Here is a 21,387-nt window from a genome sequence, read left to right as displayed (position 1 = left end):
TCAAACCTCCTTTCTGCCCGGAATGTAATCTTCAAAACGGGGGACAGCATAGAAAAGCCGTTTGTTATTTACCCACCGTTGCAAATGGCGGGTAACAGGCGGGGCGGTTGGACGCTCGTAAATCATCACATACGGGTCAAAGCCCATAGCCCGCAAGGTGTTCACGCGGTATAAATCCTGTTCGTGAGTGCTGCCGTAGTTGGTAAGAACATACACGCGCCGCTGGCGGCTGCTCTTAATGGCGGTCAAATCCAAAAAACGTTGGAAATACCCGGTTAAGTCCTCGTCGGGATTATCCCATGCAAAATGTACCGCTTTTATCCGTACCCGATTTAACAGGCTGACATTATCCCTGTTCACAAGGCGAATATCCAGCCCTTGCGAAAAATCCACCCATGCGCGGCTTCGTATAAGCTGCTCAATGAGATTTTCATGGTCGGGACAGGCAAGCAGATTAGCGTCCATGATTTTTATTTCCGGCTGCCATTTCCAAAACTCGGACAAATCCGCAACCTTAACACTTTTGCGTCCCTCTTTACTGCTGACAATGCAAAACCCGCAATTTCTCGGACAACCCCGGCTTAAAAAGCCGTAGGCAATCCCGAAAAACTGCGGGTAGATAGAATAATCCGGGTAACTGTGTTCCACTTCCGGCGGCAAGCGGTTTTTCGTGTCGTAGCCCGTACCGCCGAAAATAACTTGTTCCGCGTTGGTAACGGTTATCGTGTCTTTGGAATAGGTGTCCGTAAAGACGCGGCTTTTATATACAAGGTCGTACCGCCCCTTTGCGTTCCACCATTCCACCGTATGCCCCTTTGCTTTATGATACGCGGATAGCTTCATCAAGCAGAGGTTGGGGAAATTATGGCTGTCAACGTCGATTAAACCGATTTTCAAATCATAACTCACCCCCTTAATGTGCCGAAAAGACGCTCTTTGCAAGGCTTCCCGTTTTGAAAAGCGTAAAGCACAAGAGGACGGTATAGCCCATGCAAGCCCAGATCGCGCCGGAAATGTCGTCGGTCGCTGCGATTGTTTGTATCAACACCGCATAAATGCCGACACACACCAAGATCAGAAACGCCTGAAAACCAAGCGCAAGCAAAGATTTTAAGTAATTCTGTCCCATGCTGCCCCATTCGTGATTTACCATTGTTGCCATAGGGATAGGGGCAACGCTCGTTACAAGATATATTTCAATCATGCGCCCATACACCACAAGCATAATGCAGATTGACAGGGCTTTCATGGTAAGCCCTACAAAGAGGGATTGAAACCATAACCCCAAAAGACCGCCCACGCTCATAGCGTCGAGTTTTGCTTCAATGTCGGTAATGACGGTGGTAACGTCTATGCTTGTATCGGATATGATAACCCCCGCGCTCTGATTGACGACGCTCTGCGTAACGTCGAAAACTCCCATGACGATGTTCCAAGTGTTTGTTACCAGCAGCACCGCAACAAAGGTCTTAAAAATCCATTTGAAGAAAATCCAAGTGTCGAGATCGTGCAGATTGTTTTTTTCAATTACAAGCTGGATTAGTTCATAACACATGACAAAGGTAATGATAACGCCCGCAATCGGTACAATGACGTTTTCCGAAAGGCTGCGTATCATGTTGAATATGCCCGCGTTCCACCCGGCGGGGGTCGTGCCGACTTGTGTTGCGATTTCTCCAACCTCTGTATTTACGCTGTCAAACAAGCCGGAAAGGTTCGATAAAATCCCGTCTGTCAAAATGCCGCGAAACCAATCTTCAATCATCTGCCATATCAAAAGTTAATCCCTCCTTTCCCGCGCCCTCCCGTTTCCGAGAGGGCGCGGCGGGTGGTATTTGTTTTAGGCATTATCCAAAAAGTTGAGAAAGCAGGGGAACAAGGGTGCCGCCGATCAAAGCGACGCCGCCGCCCGCCATGAGCTGTTTTATCCCCAATTAGGTGTAAAACTCTGCTCGATGGTGGGCGGCGGCGTACAAAAAATCTATATGGTGTTTTTAAGAAAATCGTCCCGGCGGGACAGGTCAGGCAGTGACCTGTTCCACCTCCGGGATGGGTTTGAGATTAAAATGAATTTCGATAGAAATGTGTCTTGTTTTATCTTCGTCAATGCGCTCATGCACGACGATTTCTTTGATTAAGCGGTTAAGGGTGGCTGCGTCCAACTCTGTGATGTTGGCGTATTCCTGAATGGCTTCCACCCATTGTTTTGCATCATTGGCAAGCTGGACTTCATCGGACAGCCGCTTTCTGCCCTCGGATACTCTGGTTTTAAGCTCCGTCTGCTCGGTCTGTGTCTTTTCCAGCATGGTGTTAAAGTTCTGCTCACTGATACGCCCTGCAATCATATCCTCATAAAGCCGCATTACCATTTTGTCCAGAACCTCAATCCGTTCCTCGTCCCTTGTAAGGGAGCGTTCCATTGCTTCCCGCTGTTCCCGCTGCTCGGCTTCACAGGTATTGGTCAGGCGGTCAGCAACCGCTTCTCCGTCCATCAGGGCAGCTCTGGCACATTCCCGGATTTTCCGCAGTACATGGCTGTAAAGGGTGTCATAGTCAATCCGGTGCTGGGTGCAGTGGTTCTTTCCAAAGGCATTGTAGGTCTTGCAGGAGTAAATCTGCTGGGGATGTTTTGCGTTTGTGTAGCGTATCGTCAGTGACTTCCCACACTCGCCGCATTTTATCAGTCCGGCAAACAGGCTGATTTCATTGGTCTGCCCCGGACGCTGGCGGGATTTCAGCTTGTTCTGCACAATGTCAAAGCTCATGCGGTCAATCAGCGGTTCATGCTGTTCCTCCACTACAATCCAGTCCTCCGGCTTCTTTTCCCCAATCGTGCCGATTTTGAAGCGGTAGTCTTTTTTCTGGGAAGCAATCGCCCCGGTGTAGACGGGATTCACCAAAAGGTCTTTGATAACGGAGAAGTCCCACATATACCGCCCGTTTTCCGGGTCTTTCTTTTCCCATTTGGTGCGGGTATTGCGAAGCCCCCGTTCCCGGTTCCACCATGTGGGGCAGGGGATTTTTTCTTCTTCCAGCCGTCTGCGGATATAGTTCGGACCATGACCGTTCAGGGCATATCCGAAAATCAGCCGCACAATCGGGGCGGTTTCCTCGTCAATGAGCAGATGGTTTTTGTCCTCCGGGTCTTTCCGATACCCAAACGGGGCAAGACACCCGGTAAACTGTCCTTTCTGCGCTTTCAGAAGATAAGAGGAATGGACTTTCTTTGAAATATCCTTGCTGTACATCTCGTTCAGGATATTCTTGAACGGGGCAATATCGTTGTTATCCCGCAGGGTGTCGATACCGTCATTCATGGCGATATAGCGGACACCGTTTCTTGGGAAAAAGTCCTCAATCAAATGCCCGGTTTGCAGATAATTACGCCCCAGTCGGCTGAGGTCTTTCGTGATGACAAGGTTGATCTGTTTCCGCTCAATGGCTTTTAACATCCTCTGTAAGTCAGGACGCTCCATGTTAAGACCTGTAAAGCCATCGTCCTGATAGACTGCCACAACCTCCCATCCCTGCTTTTCGCAGTATTTTTCCAGCATATCACGCTGGTTTGCGATACTGGCACTTTCGCCTTGCAGGTCATCGTCCTTTGACAGCCTGCAATAGACCGCTGCACGATAGCCCCCGGCAAGTGCCTTTCCGATTGTTCTGTATTCCATTTCGTTCATCATAGCCATTTACCCACACAATCCAGACGGTATCTGGCTCTTTTGAACCTCATCTTCATTATAGCTTATATCTTTCTTTTTAGCAAGATATTCTTTTGTATTTGTCTTTCCGTATTTCTGGGAAATCAGGCTGACGAACACATCAGTGGCGTCCAGTTCCCCGTCAAACACCGTTGTAACATGAATCTCTGTTTTGTTTTTTGCCATAGGCAGTTATCCTCCATACATGAAAATAGCCAGACAGAGGGTGTCGGCAACGAAGTCCGGCAACGGGCTTCAAAAGACCTTGCAAACAATCTCAATCTGGCGATGGTTACTATTTATACTTTTCTTTTATTTTTCTGTTGTTTTGGTTGTTATAAGGGAGAAAAGCCCGGAAATAAGGGGTTTTCCCCGGCAACCGGCTCGGCAACGGGATAGCAACAGGGGGTGCAACGGGCGGTCATTTTCAGAATGGAAGCTCCATCTGTTCTGTGACCTCCACAAAACCATCCATCGTTTTTTCAGACGGGTTGCCGGAGTCCGTTGCCGGGTTTTCACGCTCCCAGCCCTTTTGTCTGCCATATTCGGAAAACATTCTTGGGTTCGGGAAATACCGCCAGCCGGAAATGCACTGGTTCATTATCTCGTTGATTTCCCGGATTTCCCATTGCTTCGGCTCGTCAAAGGCATGGTTCAAGGCTTCCTTGTAGAGCTGCTTGGAACAGACCATGCTCCCGGTGTACTTATCAAGATACGCCTGTATCATTCCGGCTTTGGTGTCCTCCGGCATAAAATCCCGCTGGTGTTCTTTGAGATACCGCTGCATGGCGGGGCTGAAAGCCAGCTTGAACCTGCCGCTTCGGTAAATCTCCATCGCTTCCGCCCACATCTGCCCGATATAGGCTCTGGAAGCGGATTCCTCCTCCAAAATGTGAACCTCGGCTTGCTCCGGGTACACCATGACGGGGATAAAGCGGCGGTTGCCGGAACGGTCAAGGGGCAGGAAGTCAAGGGCATTGGAAGTGCCGCCAAATACGCACTGACGGGGGCGGTCTGCCGGATGGGTTTCATAGGGTATCTTGTAAACCTCTTTCTGCCGGCTTAAAAATGACTTGATTTCCTCAATGCTCTTGGCGTTTGCGGTTGCCATCATTTCCGACATTTCAATAATCCAGTGACCTTGCAGCTTGCGGTACACATTGTCATCATCCAGCTTCCGCAAATCATCGGAGAACCACTCGTCCCGGACTGCCAGCAGACGGAAGAAGGTGGACTTGCCAGCCCCCTGACCGCCGACCAGACAGAGCATGATTTCAAACTTACACCCCGGCTGAAAGGCTCGTGAGATTGCACCCAGCAGGAACAGCTTCAACGCTTCATAGGTGTAATCATCTGCGTCAGCCCCCAGAAAGTGCCGCAGGCAGAAACGGATTCGTTCTGTCCCGTCCCACACAAGGGTACTTAAATAGTCCCGGATGGGATGGTACTTGTTTTCATTCGCCACAATCCCGATGGCGTTATCAATCTTTTTCTCATTGGTAAGCCCGTAGGTTTCTTCCAGATAAAGAAGCAGATACTTCATGTCCGTATCGTTCAGGGCGGTGCTTTCCCTGTGAAAACCGATGGGCTTTATGATGTCCTTGCGGTCGGTCAGGATGTTGTATGCGATAGCCCCGGAAAGCAGCGGGTCACGCTGGAATACGGTCAGGCAGTTCCGTATGCTCTGACGGACACCGCCTTTCTCGGTAGTTTCCAGTCCCGCCTTGATTTCCTCAATGCTCTGGGGCGGTTGCATGGCGTTCATGGTGTTTTTTAGTTCTCGCTGCGTCTGCGGCTGCAAGCTCTGCCATTCGCTGTTCAAGCTGTATCACATCCTTTCCGTAGTCCGTAATCAAAGCCGCTTTTTCCTCTGTTTCCCCGAACAGCAGCACATCCAGCAGATATTCCACTTGTGCTTGCTTCTGTAAGGCTTCCACAAACCGGGGATGAAAGGCTTCCTCCAGGGAGTGCGGGGCGTAGTCCGTTCTCCATGCCATAAGCAAGTGGAAATAATCGGCAAGAATACGGAAACAGCGGTTCTTTGCTTCCTGAAACTGTTCCTCCGGGGATTTCTGCCGGGGCTTGGGCTTTTTTGCCTTTCCCGGCGGTTTCCAGTCCTCATAGGAAAGCCCGAAGTCCTGTGCCAGTTGTACGGCGGCTTCTTTCTTTCCCAGCCCATACAGGGCGGCGGCAAAATCAATCACATCCCCATCCGCACCGCAGCCGAAGCAGTGGTAACGCCGATCCAGCTTCATGCTTGGGGTTTTATCGTGATGAAACGGGCAGCAAGCCATCCCGTTCCGCCCTGCATGGATTCCATAATGCTCCGCAGCCTGTCTTGTTGTGACGGACTGCTTCACAGCTTCAAATACATTCAAATCTATCCCTCCTTGAAAATAAGAAAAGCACCTGACATTCTCTGATTGAAAATGGCAAGTGCCTGTTAAAGTTCCATATCCTGTTGTTTGTGCTTCGTCTGTGCCGGGACAGTTCTTTGTGCTTTTTTCTCGTCAGCCTTATCCTGCAAGACTTCTTTGATAGGCTGTTTCTTGGGCGGCTCTTTGCTTTCTTCTGTGCCGGGGGTGGCTTTCCGTACCCAGTAGCGAATGTCCCGCAGCTTCTTCAAATCCTCCTGTACCTCGGTCAGCGGTGTTTTCAGGGCTGCAATTTCTTCCAGAAGCGTTTCCTGCTCCTCTTGCAGCTCCTTTTGGGTACTGTCCTTATCGTCCGGGTGCTTGGCAAGGTAGGAGGCGGCTTTCGCATACCGGGCAACCTCCGGGTGTTCCTGTTTGAATTTCTCCTTTGTTTTCTTGAAAAATATCTTCTGGTACTTCTCATAGACAGGCTTACATTCCTTGCAGTCTGTCCGGCTGGCAAGAATCCCGTCAATCACTTTGCTGCGGGCTTCCTTTGGCTTCATCTGATTGCGGTAATCTGCGGCTGATTTCCCGGAAGATTCCAGAAACGCTTCTAAGTCCTCCACAGTGGAAAGTCCCTTTTGCCGGAGATAGGACAGGGCTTCGCTGACTGCCTTTAAGTCCTGTGAAGTCCCCCGGTTCTGTCCAGCCCTCGTCCAGTCCTTCCGTTCTTCCTTTCGTATCTCCATGTACTTCATCAGCAGATTGGGAAGAAGTGTCGCTTCCTCCGCCGCTTTTTGTGCAAGCAGCTCTTTCCGTTTTTCTCCCAGCTCGGTAATCCAGCCTTTGAGGTTTTGGATAAGCTGCCGGATGGACTTCATCAGACTGTTGGCGGCTCTGATTTCCCGGTTCAGGTTTCCGATATTCGTCTGGATACCACGCTTTTCCATCTGCCGGACAGCAGCCCCCTCATGGACAGTGGGGACAATATCAAGCCCCTGTCTGGCATAGGAACGCAAGTCCACACGCTCCGGACGGTCATTGGCTTCCAGATAGCGGTTCTGGATGACCTCCCATTCATGCCGCCAGATTTCGCAATACTTCTGGTCGTTCCAATCCACCGTATCCTCCTTGTGGCTTTTCCATCTGCCGGACGGAAGTTTTATCCGTTCCCCGTTTTCGTCAAGGTCATAAACCTTGCGGCTCTTGGGAAGCCATTTTCCATGTTCGTCCATTGCCCTCATAGTGAGCATGATATGGGCGTGGGGATTGTGTCCCGGCGGATGGGGGTCATGGATTGCAAAATCAGCAATCATGCCTTTGGAAACAAACTGCTGCTCACAAAACTCCCGTACAAGGACAGCGTACTGGTCAGGCGGTATCTCTCTGGGGATGGTAAGCACCCACCGCCTTGCAAGCTGGGAGTTCCATTGCTTCTCCACCGCTTCGGCGGCGTTCCATAGGGTATTGCGGTCTGCATATTTCTGTGGGGCATTTGCCGGGAGCAGGATTTCATTGTGGACGATACCACGCTTTTCCGGATAGTGCTTCACTTGCTGGTCGTATTCACAGAACAGTTTTTCGCCACTCTGGTAAGCAGCGGCGGCAATCGCAGACTGCTGTTGGCTGCGCTGCACAATAGAAATTTCGTTGTGCGGACAGGGCATTTCGTGTCACTCCTTTCTGTGATTGGCGGATGGGGTGGCGTTTTGCCACCTCATTTTGGGCAGAAAAAAAGCAGGCAACCTTTTTCAGATTTCCTGCTTGGTGTGCCGCTTTGTGGGCGGCGGGTATTTAGTTGTAAGAGTTTGGGGTTACTTTTTGACTTCCTTTGTGATTTCAGTTGTCTCTAACTGTACCCGATAAGTGCTTTCTTCTCCGTTCAAATTGGTTGTTTTCAATTCAAACCACAAATTATCAGTCAACTTATCAGCGTCACTATCTCTGAGAATGTCACCAGAAATTTGTCCAACATTTCCAGAAACATCTATTGTCTCACCTGTCTGATCATCAACACCATTAGAAAGCAGAGTTTCTTTTTCGCTTCCATTGATATAAATGGTCGTTGAGTATGTGGTAATATTAGCAAAATCGTCTGACATCACTTTCAAATCACCACCATAGCAAATTTCATCTTTGCCATCTAAAATAATTACACCATTCGACACAGAAATATATTCATTTTCTCCGCTAAATGAATATACCTTTAAGGACTGTTCTTCATTGCTTTCGGAGGAAGTGTTGCACCCTGCAAGCAGAACCGTACAAGCAAGCAACGATAGCATAACTGCCATTATCTTTTTCATAATATCACCATCCCATCAAATTTCAATTTTTCAGTTCTACAAGTTGGAAGTTGTCGCTATGAAATTTCTTTTTCATCATCTCTTGGTGATCGGACATAACATAACATTTCTTTTTCACAAGCACCAAATTTTGAGAAATTGAATTTCGCTTCTTTTAGTGTTATTCCATGATTAGAGTCGCTTGGTTCGTTATCAGAAGCAATAAACGGGTCATTCTCCCAAAAACAAACGGGGCAAATATACCCACAATCTTTATTTGCCGGAACATTATAGGTAAAATATCCGCAGCAAGGACATTGGTATTTTTTCATATAAACCTCCCGTTTAATCCTTGACCTCAAATTCCTGATTTATTGCTGACTTCATTATACTTTATTGCCTATCGAAAAGATAGCATATTTTATGAAACTTGTCGGCTGGGAACAGCTTGCAGCGCAAGGTGTCCCCAGATGGCAAGTCCACAAAAGGGTAGCTGGCGGCAGCCAGCGCAGGGGAAGCGTAGCGTCCCCTGTTTGATTTGGAGCAGACCATGACTGCGGAAAATCACAGCCCTCCGGCGAGGAGCCTTCGGAGAACGCAATGCACCAACTTCTGGGTGGTGTATAATTGCGCCCTTAGTAAACTAAGGGGTTTCCGGCTTCTCCCGTTCCAGCAGTTTTTTCAATAGTTCCTGCGTGTCCTGCCTGTGAAAAATGAGTTTCAACAACAGCATGACATCATCATCTGTCAGGCGTTCCGGCTCTTGCAGAAAACTTTCCAGCATACCGCCACGGGTACAGAGCCGGTGCGTTCGTTCCTTTCGGGTAAGCTGCTTTAACTGGTACTGCAATGCCTTTTCATCATTGATGGCTTTCCGCAGTTTCTTTTCGCTTTTCTCCAGCTCCCAGTTGAGTTTTTCCAGCTTTGAGGTCTCAGGCAAGGGCAGCGTCCTCCTTTCCCGGTATCAGCACATAAATCCGGTTTGGTTCTCCCACACCCTGACGCACCCGCATGATAAGCCCAGCGGTTTCCAGTTCATTCAGAGAACGCTTGACCGTCATGGAGCTGCGGGACAGGACTGCGGCAATGGCTGTGACAGGGAAGCAGACAAACAGGATTCCGTTTTCGTCCTCCTGCCCTTTGGATAGCATAGCGTCCAGCATCCGGCAGTACATGACCTTTGCGGTGCTGCTGACTGGAAATCCTGTCAACGCTATGGGAAATGGCATACACGGCGGCAATGGTGTGTCTATCGTCATAAATTCAAAATTCATTCGGTGTGTTCCTCCTTTTTCTTTGCTCGTTTGGATAAATAACGGGGGCAGTCAACCACAACCGCCCGGAAGCTCTGCCTGCACCCATGCTGGCATTTCCGGCATAATTCGTTGTAAGTGACACGCCCCCGGTCATTGAGGTAAAAGGAAAGCTCATGCTTCCTCTTTTTGCTCATTCTCGGCATATTGCGCTTCCTCCCGTTTTTGTGTATGGTTTCGGGGCGATTTTCGGCAAAATTACGGTCATAGAGCCGCTTAAAATCTCCCGAAGTATCAGTGATAGGGTAGACTATCCCCCTATCAGATTGTCGTGTTTCGGTATCATTTCGGTGTCAGTTCGCCAGTTCTCCCCGGTGTCGTTCCTCCCCTGAATCTCACAGCGGCGTATCGCTCCCTTTGGTATGCTCGTTTTGGTCAGGGTTCCTCCATATCCCTGCCAAAAGTCATGGCACTACATCACCGGGGAAGCATATCCCACACAGGCTGGTCATTCGATTGGAATAATCCATCGATGAACTACCTGTATCATAGAACATTTTTGTGCCCTGTGCCGTATGTCCACAAAGTAGGAATTCGGGGTAAAAATCAGAAATTTCCACGATTGCGGAATTGATATGGTATAATCAATTCAACGGTTATATATGTTGTCAAAAAGGGGGAGCTGCTTCAATGAACGGAGCTACTACAATACAGGAACGGCTAAAAGATTTACGATTAAACAAAGGATTAAAACTGGAAGAACTGGCAGAGCAAACAGGTATTTCAAAATCAGCTCTTGGAAGTTATGAAAAAGATGATTTTAAGGAAATCAACCATGGTAATCTTATCCTGCTGGCAGATTTTTATGGGGTGTCCCTCGATTATCTCTTTTGCCGGACAGAGAACATGGTGGAGATCAACACGCCATTAAGGGAGCTACATTTGAGCGATGAAATGGTGGCACTTCTGAAAAGCGGTCGGATTAACAACCGTCTGCTCTGCGAACTTGCCACCCATAAGGACTTTATCAAGTTTCTTGCGGACATTGAGATTTATGTGGATGGGATTGCCACCATGCAGATTCAGAACCTCAACGCCCTTGTCGATACCGTCCGGCATGAAATCATTGAACGGTATCGCCCCGGCGAAGATGACCCGCATTTGAAGGTGCTGCAAGCCGCACATATCAGTGATGATGAGTATTTCAGCCACATGGTACGGGATGACCTCAACCTCATTATCCGGGATATTCGGGAAGCCCACAAAAAGGACAGCGAGAGTGCGCCCCAGACCACCGTTGCCGATGAATTGAAAGAAAATCTGGAAGCAGTCGAAAATTTCAAGGGCAGTCGGGATGAAAAGCTGGTTGTCCTTTACTGTAAACAGCTCGGTATCAACTATAAAAATCTGTCAGACGAAGAATTTCGCTGGCTGATTCGGATTCTCAAAAAATCAAAGAAAATGGGAACGCCAATCAGCCAGAGGAAAAAACGGTAAAGAAAAACCGCTGTTGCATGGTTTGTTAGCTTCCATGTAGCAGCGGTTTGTGCTGTGGTTATTCAGTTAAATTTTCAGAATGACAAGCTGGAATTTTATTTATGCTTTCTCATATCTTTTTCTATTGACTTTTGATCCTACGCCCCACAAAAAAATAAATATACGCCCTATCTATTCTATACGAACATTCACCAAACTCATTGTAAGTCCTTCGCCTGTTTCAACACTATACCATTTTCCCTTTTCAAGCTTAATCGTTTCACTTGCTCCAGAGGTAATATAAGGAATAGCATAATTTACCCCAGTTTTTACATCAATAAAAATCACTTCTGTATCTTTCGGACTACTTACTTTTACAGTTCCTGTGATTGATTGTATCTGTTCATTGCCAGAGAGTGTAAATGTGTGTGCCTTTATATATTCTCTATAACTAATTCCTGCCACTAAAATTGCAAAAACAACCAAAATTCCAATAATAATCTTTGTTTTCTTTTTCATACTATCACCTACCAATCCCGATTTGTCATAATCATTCTATCACACCGTTATGAATAAATTATCTCACGCAAAATAATTTCTTCTGCCCGGTTGTGAATGTTATTGCAACGCTGCACCCATTCCATTTGATGGGTACGCTTTAATTCTTCGGTCACGCCCTCGGCAGCTTTCATCTGTTCCATGATGGTGTCTAACCGTTCCTGTGCCTGTTCGTTCAGGTCTGTAAGATATGTCCATAGCTCTCCGGTCAATATCAATGTGTTCAATCTGGCTGGGTGGACTTCTCTTAAATATTCCCGGTGTAGCCGTCCATACTTTCCAATGGGGCGGTGTTCTTCCGGCAGCTTCAAATCCGGGATGTAGTAATCCCCAACAAGGATATAATCAATTCCGTTTTCTGTTATTCTTGGTTTCAATTCGCTCATGTTCCTTACCTCCTGTGGAAGCAGGCTCGTCTGGTACTAACTCAATCACATCGGTAATCTCACAATTCAGCGTTTCGCAGATACGGGCTAATGTGTCCATGCTGATGTGCTTTCCCTCTTTGCTCATGTTGGCAATCATATTCGTTGTCATACCGGCGGCAAGCCTTAAATCTTCTTTTCTCATATCACGCTCTAACAGTGTGTGCCAGAGTGGTTTATAGCTGATGTGCATATTGTTTTCCTGCCTTTCTATCCATACCACCGGGGCGGCTGCCCCGGCAGGAACTTTTCTCTTATTATTATAGCACCAATCTTGTGAAATCACAATTTATTCTTGTAACCTGCCGCTGATACCGTCTGGATTGTGCTTTTCCTTTCTTTTTGTTCCCTTTAATTAGCCATGAACTGCTTCATGCCCTGGCTCTTTGCGCCCGGATTGTCGTTGCCGTAACCCTCCATGAGGTTAATGGCACCCCAAATGCCAAGACCTGCGCCAAGCGCGATAACCAAAGTCTGCAATACACCAACTGCGCTGTTGAAAAACTCCATATAAACCTCGCTTTCTGCCGCTGTGCGGCTCAAAAAAAGTTGTTGAAAATGAAAATGCCGCCGTTATTCCTCGGCGGCTGCGTCCTCGTCGGACAAATCTATTTCGTATATGTCAAAGGCTTCATCGGGCTTTACGATTGCCGGACGGGTAGACATATACCGTTCCACGTCAAAAGCGTTTCTTTTGTCGAAGTCGGAAAGGTATTTGTAGTTCGGGTGTTTCGTGATGTCGTATTTGTCGCTTAAAAAGGGACGCACACCGCGTAGCTGCAAAATACATTTCCCACCGTCCATAACTGCTATTTCGTCCTGTGTCATCAGCTCCTTTCCTAATTTTTGATAAGTAAGTCCATGAGAAACCTGCGTGCCGCGATTTTCGGAAGTATTGAAACTGTCGATTGTTTCCCGTCCCAAGTTATCCGAAATATCCTTTGCATTTTTCCCACGTCCTCCCAAAAACAAGGTGCTGTCGGCATTATCAAGTATGATTTCTGCCGCGTCCTTGTAAATGGCTTTTAGTTGGCTCTGCGATTGCAGAATGATAGAAGCGGACATTTCCCTGCTGCGAATGGTCGCAATTAACTTATCAAAGCGGGGTATCTGCCCGATGTTGGCAAATTCATCAAGCAAAAACCGGACATGAATAGGCAATTTGCCGTTGTATTCGTCGTCCGCTTTATCACAAAGCAAATTGAAAAGCTGCGATTGCAGAATAGCGATAACAAAATTAAAGGTGTCGTCGGTATCGCTCATTATGAGGAAAAGCGCGGTTTTCCTGTCGCCCAATGTATCAAGTTCCAATTCATCATAGGACATGAGTTCCCGGAGTTCCTCTATATCAAAAGGGGCAAGACGCGCACCGCAAGAAATAAGGATTGACTTTGCCGTTTTGCCCGCCGCCAATTTGTATTTTTTATATTGCTTCACCGCGAAATGGTCGGGGCTGCGTTCTTCTAAATCGGCAAAGAGCAGATCAACGGGGCTTTGGTATTCCTCGTCGTCCTCGCGTGCTTCGCTTGCATTGATAAGTTCAAGCAGCGTTGTAAAGTTCATTTCCTCGGCGGGGGCTTCATACCAAATGTAGCCGATCAACGCGCAATATAATAATCTCTCGGCTTTCACCCAAAAATCTTCCGCGCTTTTTTCTCCCTCGCCTTTGGTATTGACAATAAGGGTATTGACAACCTTTAACACGTCCTTTTCGCTGCGGATATAGACAAAGGGGTTATAGTGCATACTTTTCCGAAAGTTTATCGTGTTCAGTACCTTAATGCGGTAGCCTGCCCGTTGCAGCAGCTTTCCGCACTCGATTAGGACGGTGCCTTTTGGGTCGGTCAAGACGTAGGAAGAATGAAGCTGCATTAAATTAGGCTTTACGAAAAACCTTGTCTTGCCGCTGCCGCTGCCGCCGATCACCACGACGTTTTTATTTCTCGCATATTTCGGCTGCTTCGGGCGGCTGTTCATGGTAAGGCGTTCGGTCTGCGTCAAAATGATGTTGTTCTGAAAATCCGGGTCGATGTAGGGCTTTATATCTTCGGCGTTGCCCCAACGTGCGCTGCCGTATTCTGCGCCCTTGCGGTATTTCTTTGCGTTTTTCCCTTTGACATAGACAATCAGACGGATAACCACCGCGCCGACAATGCCGATAAGCAAATCCAACGGGTGAACGCTCGGCAAGGCATTTGAAAACGCTTCGGAAAATCCCTGTGTGATATTGAGTATCTTTTCGGAAATATCCGCGCCGGGGGCAAGCCGCACCGCCTGTCCCACCTTATCAAAGAGATAGACAAAGAACACATAGGGGATATTCGGGATTATCAACTTTTTGTAGTTCATCTGCTTCATATCTCGCGCCCCCTGTCTATTTTCTTTACCTTGTCGCGGGCGGCGTTAAGCTGCTTCGCCTTGTCCTTTGCTGCGGCAAGGGCTTTGCGGATAGAGGGCTTTTTATCCCTGTTCAGCTTCTTTGCGGAAAACTCTTGAAACGCTGCGGTCATAACGTCCGCGTCCCTGCCTTTGAAAAACACAAGGTAACGGGTCTGTTCGCCCTTAACCTTTTTCAGCGAAAAATCTATGTTGTACTTCTTCGCGGTACTCTCAAAGGCTTTGATATTGCTGTCGGTGATCTCGATGTTGGAAACACCCGCATTTTGCTTCATAAGCTGCCGCATGGTCTGTTTCCCATGCGGGGCTTTGCTTTTCTGCTCCAAAAACTTCTTGATTGCTTTCTGCAACGCCTGTTCGGTAAGCCTTGCCGCGCCTTTTCCCACATTGACGGATAGGGCAATCGTTTTTTGGGTTACTTCCTCCTGCAAGGTATCAACTCCTTTCCCGGTAAACTGCGGCTATGCTCATTTGCTGCCGTAAAAGTCGTGATTGACAAGGGCGGTATAGTAGCTGTCAATGGTACTCGGTGCGTTGAACAGCACCGCTTTTAGATACTGCTTGATGTTGCGGATTTTGGTTGTGTTCTCCCTCATGCAGTCCAAAACAAACTCAACGTGGCTGCTATTCAGCTTCATAAACTTTGATTTGACAAGTTCGGCGGGGTAGTCGTCCCCGGCGATACGGATTGTCTTTCGGGCTGTGCAGACGGTTTCCAGCATGATTTCTACAATCTCGTCCAAACGGTCTTTATCCATTTTGGGGTCTTGAATGAGAATGTCATAGTCGATGTTGTCTTTGATGATTTCCCGATAAATCTCTATTGCGCTGTTTGTTTTCACTTCCGTTCTTTTCCTTTCCGGCGGCGTAGCCGCTTCGTCCTGCTCATAAGGCAAGGGATTTAGGGAATGGAAAGGAATGGAATGGGTACTTGATAAATCAGTAATTGATTGTTCTTTACTTGATATATCTTTATTTAATTGCGTTGGATTTTCCAACGTAGGTTTTTCCAACGTAGGTTTTTCCAACGTTGGATTATCCAATGTTGGATTTTCCAATGTAGGTAAATCCGATGTAGGCGGCTGTTCGCTGCTGGTAGCTGCTTCCGGCTCTTTGGGCTGCGGCTGCTCGTATATGACATAATCCGCACCGCGCAAACGTCCTTTCTCGTCGCGTTCCCGGCTGCGGACGATATATCCGGCTTTTTCAAGTTCTTTGACCGCTTCGCGGATTGCGTCGATCTTCTCGCGGTTGATGTGAGATAAGCCCGCAAGGGTATAATCCCAATCTTCGGGCAAAGACAGCATTTGCGAAAGCAAGCCTTTTGCCTTTAAGGTGAGTTCCTTATTGCGCAAGTGGTGGTTGCTCATAACGGTATAGCCCGTATTTCTCTCAACTCGGAAAACTGCCATTTTTTATCACTTCCTTTCTCGGTCTGCGTGGAATATTAGAAAGCCGTTTTCGGCGGTTTTGGTATTGCAGTATGCCTTTGCCGTTTTTGTGTCTGAAAAGCCTTGTATTGCAAGGGCTTTTTCGCGCCTAACGTTCCACGTTACCGCCTGTTTTCGGGCATAAAAAAACCGCAACTCTTTTCAAGCTGCGGCGACATATCCTACTCACTTAAAAACGCCATATCAAGGCTTGTCCAACCTTGCTACGGCGTTTTAGGTGTAATTATAGGGGTTGTTTAATTGTCTTTAATGTGCTGAAAGCCGCATGGTTACGGCATTTTCCTTGTTGTGCATATATTGACGGGGCAGTAGCGCCGACAGCTCCTGCAGCGCCGGTAGGACCTGTAGCGCCAGTCGGACCCGCAGCGCCGGTAGCTCCTGTAGCGCCAGTTGGGCCGGTAGCGCCGTCAGCCCCGGTCGGCCCAGTCGGACCCGCAGCCCCGTCAGCGCCAGCCGGCCCAGTCGGACCCGTAGCGCCCGCAGCCCCGTCAGCGCCAGCCGGCCCAGCCGGACCCGCAGCGCCGGTAGCGCCGGTCGGTCCAGTCGGACCAACAGCCCCGGTAGTGCCGGTCGGCCCAGCTGGACCCGCAGGACCGGTAGCGCCGGTCGGCCCGGTCGGCCCAGTCGGCCCAGCCGGACCCGTAGCGCCGTCCAGTCCATCGAGTCCGGCAGCACCAGTGGGACCGACAGGTCCGATCGGTCCGGGGCAGCCGCGTGGTCCTATGGGACCGGGACGACAGCAGTTGTAGGGTTCAAAAGAACCGGGACAGCCGCGATCGCGTCCGCAGCGCCCATAGCCGTTATTTTCATAGTCACTATCATCAAAATAGTAGGGAAAATTACATGAATGACGAAACATAAAAAACTCCTTTCCAGATTTAGGACATCCATCCTGATGTAGTATATGTGTGCGATGAAAGAGATGTGCATTAGCAGAAAGGGGCGGGGAAATTGAGGGTTGGGAACTGTGGAATATTATAAGTGTGGAAGACGGTAAGAATGAATGTAGAAAGTGTGGATGCCGCTGGATGGAACGACTCCCAGTCCGCTGCTCAGACCACTGCAGAGGTCGGAGCGAATGTCACAAGATAGGTAATCCGTTTGTTTTATGGTTTGAGGATATGGTTTGAAAGTATTCTTCATTTGTCAAAACCGCCGGAGAATCCGGGCGGATTTTTTTTGTTTCCTTATGATAATACAGTGCCTTATCATAGTTTCCCATCCGATCATAGCAGACGCATAGCTGGATTAAAGGAATGAAATCATAGTAATCGGCTTCGATAAAGGCATTTGGATGATATTCTGGTCGGTCTTTGAGGGCAAGCTGGTACCAGAAAACAGCCTGGGAAATTTCTCCGAGGGAAAGTTTCAACCGTCCGATCTCACAGCAGGTTTTAGCACGTGGGCGGTCGTAGAGAAAACTCTGGAACAGAGAAAGCTGGCTGGCAGCCGTATTTCTGAGCATTTCATGGCAGCGCGCCAGAAGCAGACAGGCGTCCGCCTTATTTTCATACCACCCGTCCGGTTCGTTTAGGAAATGTTCCAGAACCGGGCGGGCTTTTTCGTATTGTTTGTGGTCGATGAGTTCGCGGGCGTAGTAGTATTGATGGCGCGGATCGAGCAGTTCGCCGTCTGCAAGCATTGTTTCATAGATTTTCAGGTTCCGGTCAGAATGGGTGAGAGCGGAAGCAGGCTTCCGGTGTTCGATCTGAATAGGAGAATAGAGAATTCTGCCGCGTGGCGCGATGGCTTCGTGGACGCGTCCTTTCCAGCGAAAATGCCGGTCCGTTCGCAGAATCCGTTCGCGATCGTAGGTAAATGCAGGTGTGCCGTCCGGCTGGAATCCAGCGATGTATTTCATCATGACAACGTCGGGCTGCGGGGATTTGCTTAAAGTTTCTTTCAACTTTAAAATCGCTGTAATTGATTCTGCGGGAACGACATCGTCGGCGTCGAGCCACATCCAGTATTCGGTTGTGACCTTTTCACAGATGAAATTGCGCGCGGCGGCGAAATCATCGTTCCACGGGTAGTGATAAATATGTTTGGTGTATTGCCGGGCGATTTCTACAGTTCGATCGGTGGAACCGGTGTCGGCGACGAGGATTTCATCCGCAAATTGTATGGCAGATGCTAAAACACGCGTCAAAACGGCTTCTTCATTTTTGACGATCATACATAGGCTGAGGCGGATCATGGGATCTCCAAAATCAATATCAAATTGATATTAATATATGAAAGAAGTTTTTTGATGTGTACAGACATTATATATATAATTATATAAGGATAAACAGGAGAAAAGTAACGTTCTATTATTTTGCGGGTACTTTTGTAACTGTTCACAGGTAGGAATTTTCTGAACTGAAAATTCCGTACGATACAGTTTCGGCAGCAGATTTTGCCGATTTGGAATGCGTAGCATCGGCAAAATCCCGTTGCTGGGCACACGTGTGTGAACAGTAACGTACTTTTCTCCTGAAATGATGGCTGCAATTCACGCTGCGCTATTTAACAGCACTTGAAAAAAATATTATAGAGCTTCGAAAAAAGCATCGGTCAATTTCTGTATATTCAGATACGGGTTCTCATAATCAAAACTACGCATCCGTCCCTTGGCAGCCAGAACACCGAGCTGGATCGGCTCAGCGATATCCGAATTGAGCCGATCATCGAGCATACCGCTGATGAAACCGCCGGCAAAGGAATCACCGGCGCCGGTATCGTTGTTTAACTGGTACTGGTAGAGCTTTTTGTGGCGGACTGTGCGGATCTGACATACGCCGTCCTTAAAATGGATCAGCTCATGGCGGTCATCGTGCTTGACAATGAGGGTGCGGGTGGGATCCGGGTTGATCGCAGAAAAATACTCACAGAGGTTCGCGTAGAGCGGACGGGCGCTGCGGGCATTGAAGCCGAGGTTTTTCTTTTCGGATTTATTTAAGAAAACATAATCGGCATATGCGATCAGTGGCTGTAAGCGCTCACGGCGCAGCGATGTATACTCAAAACCAGGATCCATGCTGACTTTCATGGCAGGATTTAAATGTTTTGCCTGGATGACCGATTGCATGATTGCCTCGAATTGGTCGAAATCAGACAGGGATGACAGGTGGATCCAGCGGGCCTGCGCGAGGTACTCCGCCAGTGTGGTTCCCGTCCGGGCTTCCTGTTCATGGATGCGGTCTAAGAGAGTGTTGTTGGCACACGGCGCGATCTTGATGCAATTGCGCGTGTGATTATAAAGGCGGACAATCGATTTGGCAATCGCTTTGGAATATGGATCGTCGAAGCGCTCGCGCGTGGTAAACAGCCAGTCACGGTTATCCAGGTGCGCCAGCTCGGCGTCAATGTCATTTGTCTTGCCGAAGCGCAGATCGAATGGACTGGGCGTGCCGCACACGCCGACGTAAGCGACCTGCAGGTTAGGGAGAATATGCTTTGCCACTTTCAGGGTGATGAAAGCAGAACCGCCGATCTGGGTTGTGTATTCCTTGCCTTTTATCGCCAGCTCCTGAATATCGTTTTCCACATCGGAAATCGGGTTGCTTAAGTTCTCGTCGCCTCCACCGGCGGATGTCTCCACCAGATCAAGCCCGGTGCAGTGAAACATATAGTCATAATTGATAGCGCCAATGCAAATAATATCTAAACCTGCCATGAGATTCTACCTCTTTTGTCCGTGTATTTTTTAGTATTTAAAATGAAGAGCGGTGCGGGATTTTTGCTTTTTCAGCAGGATCTCGCACCAGCACCATTTACAGAATATAACACGGTTTTTCGTTTGTCAAATAAAATGTAAAATTAATGTAAAAAAGACGCGGAAAAGTGCCGAAAACCCTTTATTTATAAGAAAAAATGGCATTTTTTTATTAGAGAAAATAGTAACTGTTCAGTAGGTCTGCGCATTTACTGCGCGTGACTGTGAAGGTATTGAACAGTTACAGAAAATTAAAGAAAAAAATGGGTAGAAAGAGTGGAAAATGAGAATGGGAAAATAGGGGAGAAGGAGAAAAAGAGAGTGGAAAAGTGCGGATGGACAGAGAGTGTAATATTCAGTATAATTTGATGGAATAGAGATAGAACGGACAGGGGATGAAAGGAGGAAAGTGCGATAAAAGACCGAATCAATGAAAAGCAGAATGAGAAATCAGAGAAAATGCAAAGAGCGGTTTTAACCCGCCTCCATCTCAGCACGTTCTCCCTTAAATATTTAGCGCTTCTGGCGATGACAGCAGACCACATCGCGGTAATCTGCAGACCGGTTCCGGGATTCCGGGCATTTGGGAATCTGGCGTTTCCATTGTTCGCTTTTTTATTAGTAGAAGGATTTTTTCACACGCGAGATCGCAGGCGCTATGAACGGCGGCTACTTTTGGCGGCGGCTGTGTCGGAAATTCCGTATGATCTGGCATTTTCCGGACGGTGGATGGATGCACAGCACCAGAATGTCTGCCTGACCTTTTTTCTGGCGCTGGTTGCGATGGAGCTGTTAGAGCGGTATGGAAACGATATCTGGGAGAAGCTGGTGCTGACGGCAGTGTTCTGTACGCTGACAGAAGCGGCGGGAGCAGACGGCGGCGCATGGGGGATGGGACTGGTGCTGGCATTTTATTTTTGTGTAATAGGAAATTCAGGCACTAACGTGCCAAAGCACATTCTTTTTCATGAGAAAACGGCGGGGGTGTTTATGAAGATGATTGCCGCCGTCCTCATCGGCGCGTTCGCGTGGCAGGAACCCCTCTGGGTACTGGCGCTCACGGCTGTCTGTTTCATGTTATATGACGGCTCCAGAGGTCGGAGCAGATTTCGTTCCTTCTTTTATGTCTATTATCCGGCGCATCTTTTGACGCTGTATTTTGTGGGAAAATGGCTGGGATGACTTTTATCCTATGGGAATTTTTGACAATTTTCGGGCGTAAAACACGCCCTTTTTTTATTTCCAGGTCAGGCAAAAAAACTTGACAATAAAGTTAGCATGTGCTAACCTTATGTATGGGTTAGGAGGAACTAATGAAAATTAGTCTCATCTAATGAAAATTAGCTTTCTCTAACAACTGTTAGCAGGCACTAATGAAAATTAATGTACGCGAATCAATTAGATTACCGGCAGATGAAAACAGCCGTTTCCGCCAAGTGAGACATCATGACGGGCAGAAGGTGGAAAAACAGAGGAAGGAGAATCGTATGCAGGGAGCAATGCCGATTTCGATGGCAACCGTAGGAACCGCCTATACGATCAAAAAGATCAGCGGAAACACAGAGGTTCGTTCTCATTTAAAATCCATGGGGTTTAACGAGGGAACCGAAGTAAAAGTGATAACCCAGCTGGACGGAGACGTGATTATTCACGTAAAGGAGTCCAGAGTGGCTATAAATAAGGATCAGGCAAGACACATTCTGGTCTAAGACAAGGGAATGGGGATATTCCGGAGCAGGTTGTATGGTAGAAAAGCAGACGGAATTCCGAGTAAAAAATTGGAA

The 21,387-nt window shown here is 48.0% G+C and carries 24 protein-coding genes and 3 pseudogenes; 4 read left to right on the top strand and 23 right to left on the bottom strand.

All coding sequences use genetic code 11. The features are described 5' to 3' along the window. The 5 genes and pseudogenes from C7U56_RS06630 to C7U56_RS06610 form a co-directional block, all read right to left on the bottom strand. Positions 1 to 909, bottom strand: coding sequence for a radical SAM protein (locus tag C7U56_RS06630; protein WP_040415648.1), 909 nt, complete (start codon positions 907 to 909; stop codon positions 1 to 3). A gap of 4 nt (positions 910 to 913) precedes the next feature. Then, entirely contained in the window at positions 914 to 1,777 is an 864-nt protein-coding gene (locus C7U56_RS06625; protein WP_007860210.1) for a VirB6/TrbL-like conjugal transfer protein, CD1112 family, read from the bottom strand. 70 nt (positions 1,778 to 1,847) lie between these two features. Further along, positions 1,848 to 1,931, bottom strand: a pseudogene (locus C7U56_RS06620) (Maff2 family mobile element protein); the annotation flags it as partial. Between the two features lie 90 nt (positions 1,932 to 2,021). After that, positions 2,022 to 3,692: a recombinase family protein gene (locus C7U56_RS06615; protein ID WP_002592120.1), complete on the bottom strand. Its 1,671-nt coding sequence runs from the start codon at positions 3,690 to 3,692 to the stop codon at positions 2,022 to 2,024. Beyond that, on the bottom strand, positions 3,693 to 3,890 hold the full coding sequence (locus tag C7U56_RS06610; RefSeq protein WP_002304371.1) for a hypothetical protein: 198 nt from the start codon (positions 3,888 to 3,890) through the stop codon (positions 3,693 to 3,695). Between C7U56_RS06610 and C7U56_RS16200 the strand changes: the two genes are divergently transcribed. Continuing rightward, positions 3,864 to 4,103, top strand: a complete 240-nt coding sequence (locus C7U56_RS16200; protein WP_021682886.1) for a hypothetical protein — start codon at positions 3,864 to 3,866, stop codon at positions 4,101 to 4,103. The genes C7U56_RS06610 and C7U56_RS16200 overlap by 27 nt on opposite strands. A 28-nt stretch (positions 4,104 to 4,131) precedes the next feature. Here C7U56_RS16200 and C7U56_RS06600 read toward each other — a convergent pair whose 3' ends face one another. From C7U56_RS06600 to C7U56_RS06565, 8 genes are all read right to left on the bottom strand, one after another. After that, the gene (locus C7U56_RS06600) at positions 4,132 to 5,469 is read right to left on the bottom strand and encodes a virulence-associated E family protein (protein WP_002304366.1); all 1,338 of its coding nucleotides are present in this window, start codon (positions 5,467 to 5,469) and stop codon (positions 4,132 to 4,134) included. Further along, positions 5,438 to 6,082 (bottom strand): CHC2 zinc finger domain-containing protein, encoded by a 645-nt coding sequence (locus C7U56_RS06595; RefSeq protein WP_002304364.1) that lies wholly within the window; start codon positions 6,080 to 6,082, stop codon positions 5,438 to 5,440. Before C7U56_RS06595 ends, C7U56_RS06600 begins: the two co-directional genes overlap by 32 nt. A gap of 65 nt (positions 6,083 to 6,147) precedes the next feature. Continuing rightward, the gene (gene mobQ / locus C7U56_RS06590) at positions 6,148 to 7,728 is read right to left on the bottom strand and encodes a MobQ family relaxase (RefSeq protein ID WP_002304361.1); all 1,581 of its coding nucleotides are present in this window, start codon (positions 7,726 to 7,728) and stop codon (positions 6,148 to 6,150) included. 147 nt (positions 7,729 to 7,875) lie between these two features. After that, complete coding sequence (locus tag C7U56_RS06585) at positions 7,876 to 8,367, bottom strand: hypothetical protein (protein ID WP_002304359.1); 492 nt, start codon at positions 8,365 to 8,367, stop codon at positions 7,876 to 7,878. A 56-nt stretch (positions 8,368 to 8,423) separates the two neighbouring features. Continuing rightward, complete coding sequence (locus tag C7U56_RS06580; protein ID WP_002304358.1) at positions 8,424 to 8,678, bottom strand: CPCC family cysteine-rich protein; 255 nt, start codon at positions 8,676 to 8,678, stop codon at positions 8,424 to 8,426. A gap of 311 nt (positions 8,679 to 8,989) precedes the next feature. Further along, positions 8,990 to 9,286, bottom strand: coding sequence for a DUF3847 domain-containing protein (locus C7U56_RS06575; protein WP_002592121.1), 297 nt, complete (start codon positions 9,284 to 9,286; stop codon positions 8,990 to 8,992). Beyond that, a complete protein-coding gene (locus C7U56_RS06570) occupies positions 9,279 to 9,620 on the bottom strand; it encodes a DeoR family transcriptional regulator (RefSeq protein WP_002592122.1) in 342 nt (113 codons plus the stop codon). Before C7U56_RS06570 ends, C7U56_RS06575 begins: the two co-directional genes overlap by 8 nt. Next, the gene (locus C7U56_RS06565) at positions 9,617 to 9,805 is read right to left on the bottom strand and encodes a hypothetical protein (protein ID WP_002592123.1); all 189 of its coding nucleotides are present in this window, start codon (positions 9,803 to 9,805) and stop codon (positions 9,617 to 9,619) included. The genes C7U56_RS06570 and C7U56_RS06565 overlap by 4 nt, the downstream gene beginning before the upstream one ends. Positions 9,806 to 10,289: 484 nt before the next feature. On the opposite strand from C7U56_RS06565, the gene C7U56_RS06560 reads away from it, so the two are divergent. Then, positions 10,290 to 11,096, top strand: a complete 807-nt coding sequence (locus C7U56_RS06560; protein WP_002592124.1) for a helix-turn-helix domain-containing protein — start codon at positions 10,290 to 10,292, stop codon at positions 11,094 to 11,096. Between the two features lie 171 nt (positions 11,097 to 11,267). Here C7U56_RS06560 and C7U56_RS06555 read toward each other — a convergent pair whose 3' ends face one another. The 10 genes and pseudogenes from C7U56_RS06555 to C7U56_RS06510 form a co-directional block, all read right to left on the bottom strand. Then, on the bottom strand, positions 11,268 to 11,594 hold the full coding sequence (locus C7U56_RS06555; RefSeq protein WP_002592125.1) for a hypothetical protein: 327 nt from the start codon (positions 11,592 to 11,594) through the stop codon (positions 11,268 to 11,270). A 47-nt stretch (positions 11,595 to 11,641) separates the two neighbouring features. After that, positions 11,642 to 12,019, bottom strand: a complete 378-nt coding sequence (locus C7U56_RS06550) for a TnpV protein (RefSeq protein WP_002592126.1) — start codon at positions 12,017 to 12,019, stop codon at positions 11,642 to 11,644. Further along, the gene (locus C7U56_RS06545; RefSeq protein WP_319638409.1) at positions 11,979 to 12,344 is read right to left on the bottom strand and encodes a helix-turn-helix domain-containing protein; all 366 of its coding nucleotides are present in this window, start codon (positions 12,342 to 12,344) and stop codon (positions 11,979 to 11,981) included. Before C7U56_RS06545 ends, C7U56_RS06550 begins: the two co-directional genes overlap by 41 nt. A gap of 71 nt (positions 12,345 to 12,415) precedes the next feature. Further along, positions 12,416 to 12,568 (bottom strand): annotated as a pseudogene (locus C7U56_RS06540) (Maff2 family mobile element protein); the annotation flags it as partial. Between the two features lie 63 nt (positions 12,569 to 12,631). After that, the gene (locus C7U56_RS06535) at positions 12,632 to 14,416 is read right to left on the bottom strand and encodes a VirD4-like conjugal transfer protein, CD1115 family (protein ID WP_107000664.1); all 1,785 of its coding nucleotides are present in this window, start codon (positions 14,414 to 14,416) and stop codon (positions 12,632 to 12,634) included. Further along, complete coding sequence (locus tag C7U56_RS06530) at positions 14,413 to 14,886, bottom strand: PcfB family protein (RefSeq protein ID WP_006775667.1); 474 nt, start codon at positions 14,884 to 14,886, stop codon at positions 14,413 to 14,415. Before C7U56_RS06530 ends, C7U56_RS06535 begins: the two co-directional genes overlap by 4 nt. A gap of 36 nt (positions 14,887 to 14,922) precedes the next feature. After that, complete coding sequence (locus C7U56_RS16375; RefSeq protein ID WP_107000663.1) at positions 14,923 to 15,867, bottom strand: DUF6017 domain-containing protein; 945 nt, start codon at positions 15,865 to 15,867, stop codon at positions 14,923 to 14,925. 349 nt (positions 15,868 to 16,216) lie between these two features. After that, positions 16,217 to 16,633, bottom strand: a pseudogene (locus C7U56_RS06520) (collagen-like protein); the annotation flags it as partial. Between the two features lie 354 nt (positions 16,634 to 16,987). Beyond that, positions 16,988 to 18,103: a tetratricopeptide repeat-containing glycosyltransferase family 2 protein gene (locus C7U56_RS06515; protein ID WP_107000662.1), complete on the bottom strand. Its 1,116-nt coding sequence runs from the start codon at positions 18,101 to 18,103 to the stop codon at positions 16,988 to 16,990. Between the two features lie 333 nt (positions 18,104 to 18,436). Then, positions 18,437 to 19,564 (bottom strand): carbohydrate kinase family protein, encoded by a 1,128-nt coding sequence (locus C7U56_RS06510; protein ID WP_107000661.1) that lies wholly within the window; start codon positions 19,562 to 19,564, stop codon positions 18,437 to 18,439. Positions 19,565 to 20,062: 498 nt separating this feature from the next. Between C7U56_RS06510 and C7U56_RS06505 the strand changes: the two genes are divergently transcribed. Then, positions 20,063 to 20,785, top strand: a complete 723-nt coding sequence (locus tag C7U56_RS06505) for a TraX family protein (RefSeq protein ID WP_107000660.1) — start codon at positions 20,063 to 20,065, stop codon at positions 20,783 to 20,785. 191 nt (positions 20,786 to 20,976) lie between these two features. Next, on the top strand, positions 20,977 to 21,312 hold the full coding sequence (locus C7U56_RS15905; protein WP_233430210.1) for a FeoA family protein: 336 nt from the start codon (positions 20,977 to 20,979) through the stop codon (positions 21,310 to 21,312). Positions 21,313 to 21,387 lie beyond the last annotated feature (75 nt).

This window comes from Clostridium fessum (assembly GCF_003024715.1).
Taxonomy (GTDB): Bacteria; Bacillota; Clostridia; order Lachnospirales; family Lachnospiraceae; genus Otoolea; species Otoolea fessa.
Note: the sequence above shows the minus strand (reverse complement) of the source record. Positions and strands in the feature narration are given on the sequence as shown.

Bases quoted from the DNA above. Each gene is read 5' to 3' on its own strand.
- C7U56_RS06615 (WP_002592120.1), bottom strand. From the start codon at position 3,692: ATGGCTATGATGAACGAAATGGAATACAGAACAATCGGAAAGGCACTT.
- C7U56_RS16200 (WP_021682886.1), top strand. From the start codon at position 3,864: ATGAATCTCTGTTTTGTTTTTTGCCATAGGCAGTTATCCTCCATACAT.
- C7U56_RS06610 (WP_002304371.1), bottom strand. From the start codon at position 3,890: ATGGCAAAAAACAAAACAGAGATTCATGTTACAACGGTGTTTGACGGG.
- C7U56_RS06600 (WP_002304366.1), bottom strand. From the start codon at position 5,469: ATGAACGCCATGCAACCGCCCCAGAGCATTGAGGAAATCAAGGCGGGA.
- mobQ (WP_002304361.1), bottom strand. From the start codon at position 7,728: ATGCCCTGTCCGCACAACGAAATTTCTATTGTGCAGCGCAGCCAACAG.
- C7U56_RS06585 (WP_002304359.1), bottom strand. From the start codon at position 8,367: ATGAAAAAGATAATGGCAGTTATGCTATCGTTGCTTGCTTGTACGGTT.
- C7U56_RS06580 (WP_002304358.1), bottom strand. From the start codon at position 8,678: ATGAAAAAATACCAATGTCCTTGCTGCGGATATTTTACCTATAATGTT.
- C7U56_RS06570 (WP_002592122.1), bottom strand. From the start codon at position 9,620: ATGAATTTTGAATTTATGACGATAGACACACCATTGCCGCCGTGTATG.
- C7U56_RS06565 (WP_002592123.1), bottom strand. From the start codon at position 9,805: ATGCCGAGAATGAGCAAAAAGAGGAAGCATGAGCTTTCCTTTTACCTC.
- C7U56_RS06560 (WP_002592124.1), top strand. From the start codon at position 10,290: ATGAACGGAGCTACTACAATACAGGAACGGCTAAAAGATTTACGATTA.
- C7U56_RS06555 (WP_002592125.1), bottom strand. From the start codon at position 11,594: ATGAAAAAGAAAACAAAGATTATTATTGGAATTTTGGTTGTTTTTGCA.
- C7U56_RS06550 (WP_002592126.1), bottom strand. From the start codon at position 12,019: ATGAGCGAATTGAAACCAAGAATAACAGAAAACGGAATTGATTATATC.
- C7U56_RS06535 (WP_107000664.1), bottom strand. From the start codon at position 14,416: ATGAAGCAGATGAACTACAAAAAGTTGATAATCCCGAATATCCCCTAT.
- C7U56_RS16375 (WP_107000663.1), bottom strand. From the start codon at position 15,867: ATGGCAGTTTTCCGAGTTGAGAGAAATACGGGCTATACCGTTATGAGC.
- C7U56_RS06515 (WP_107000662.1), bottom strand. From the start codon at position 18,103: ATGATCCGCCTCAGCCTATGTATGATCGTCAAAAATGAAGAAGCCGTT.
- C7U56_RS06510 (WP_107000661.1), bottom strand. From the start codon at position 19,564: ATGGCAGGTTTAGATATTATTTGCATTGGCGCTATCAATTATGACTAT.
- C7U56_RS06505 (WP_107000660.1), top strand. From the start codon at position 20,063: ATGCAAAGAGCGGTTTTAACCCGCCTCCATCTCAGCACGTTCTCCCTT.
- C7U56_RS15905 (WP_233430210.1), top strand. From the start codon at position 20,977: ATGAAAATTAATGTACGCGAATCAATTAGATTACCGGCAGATGAAAAC.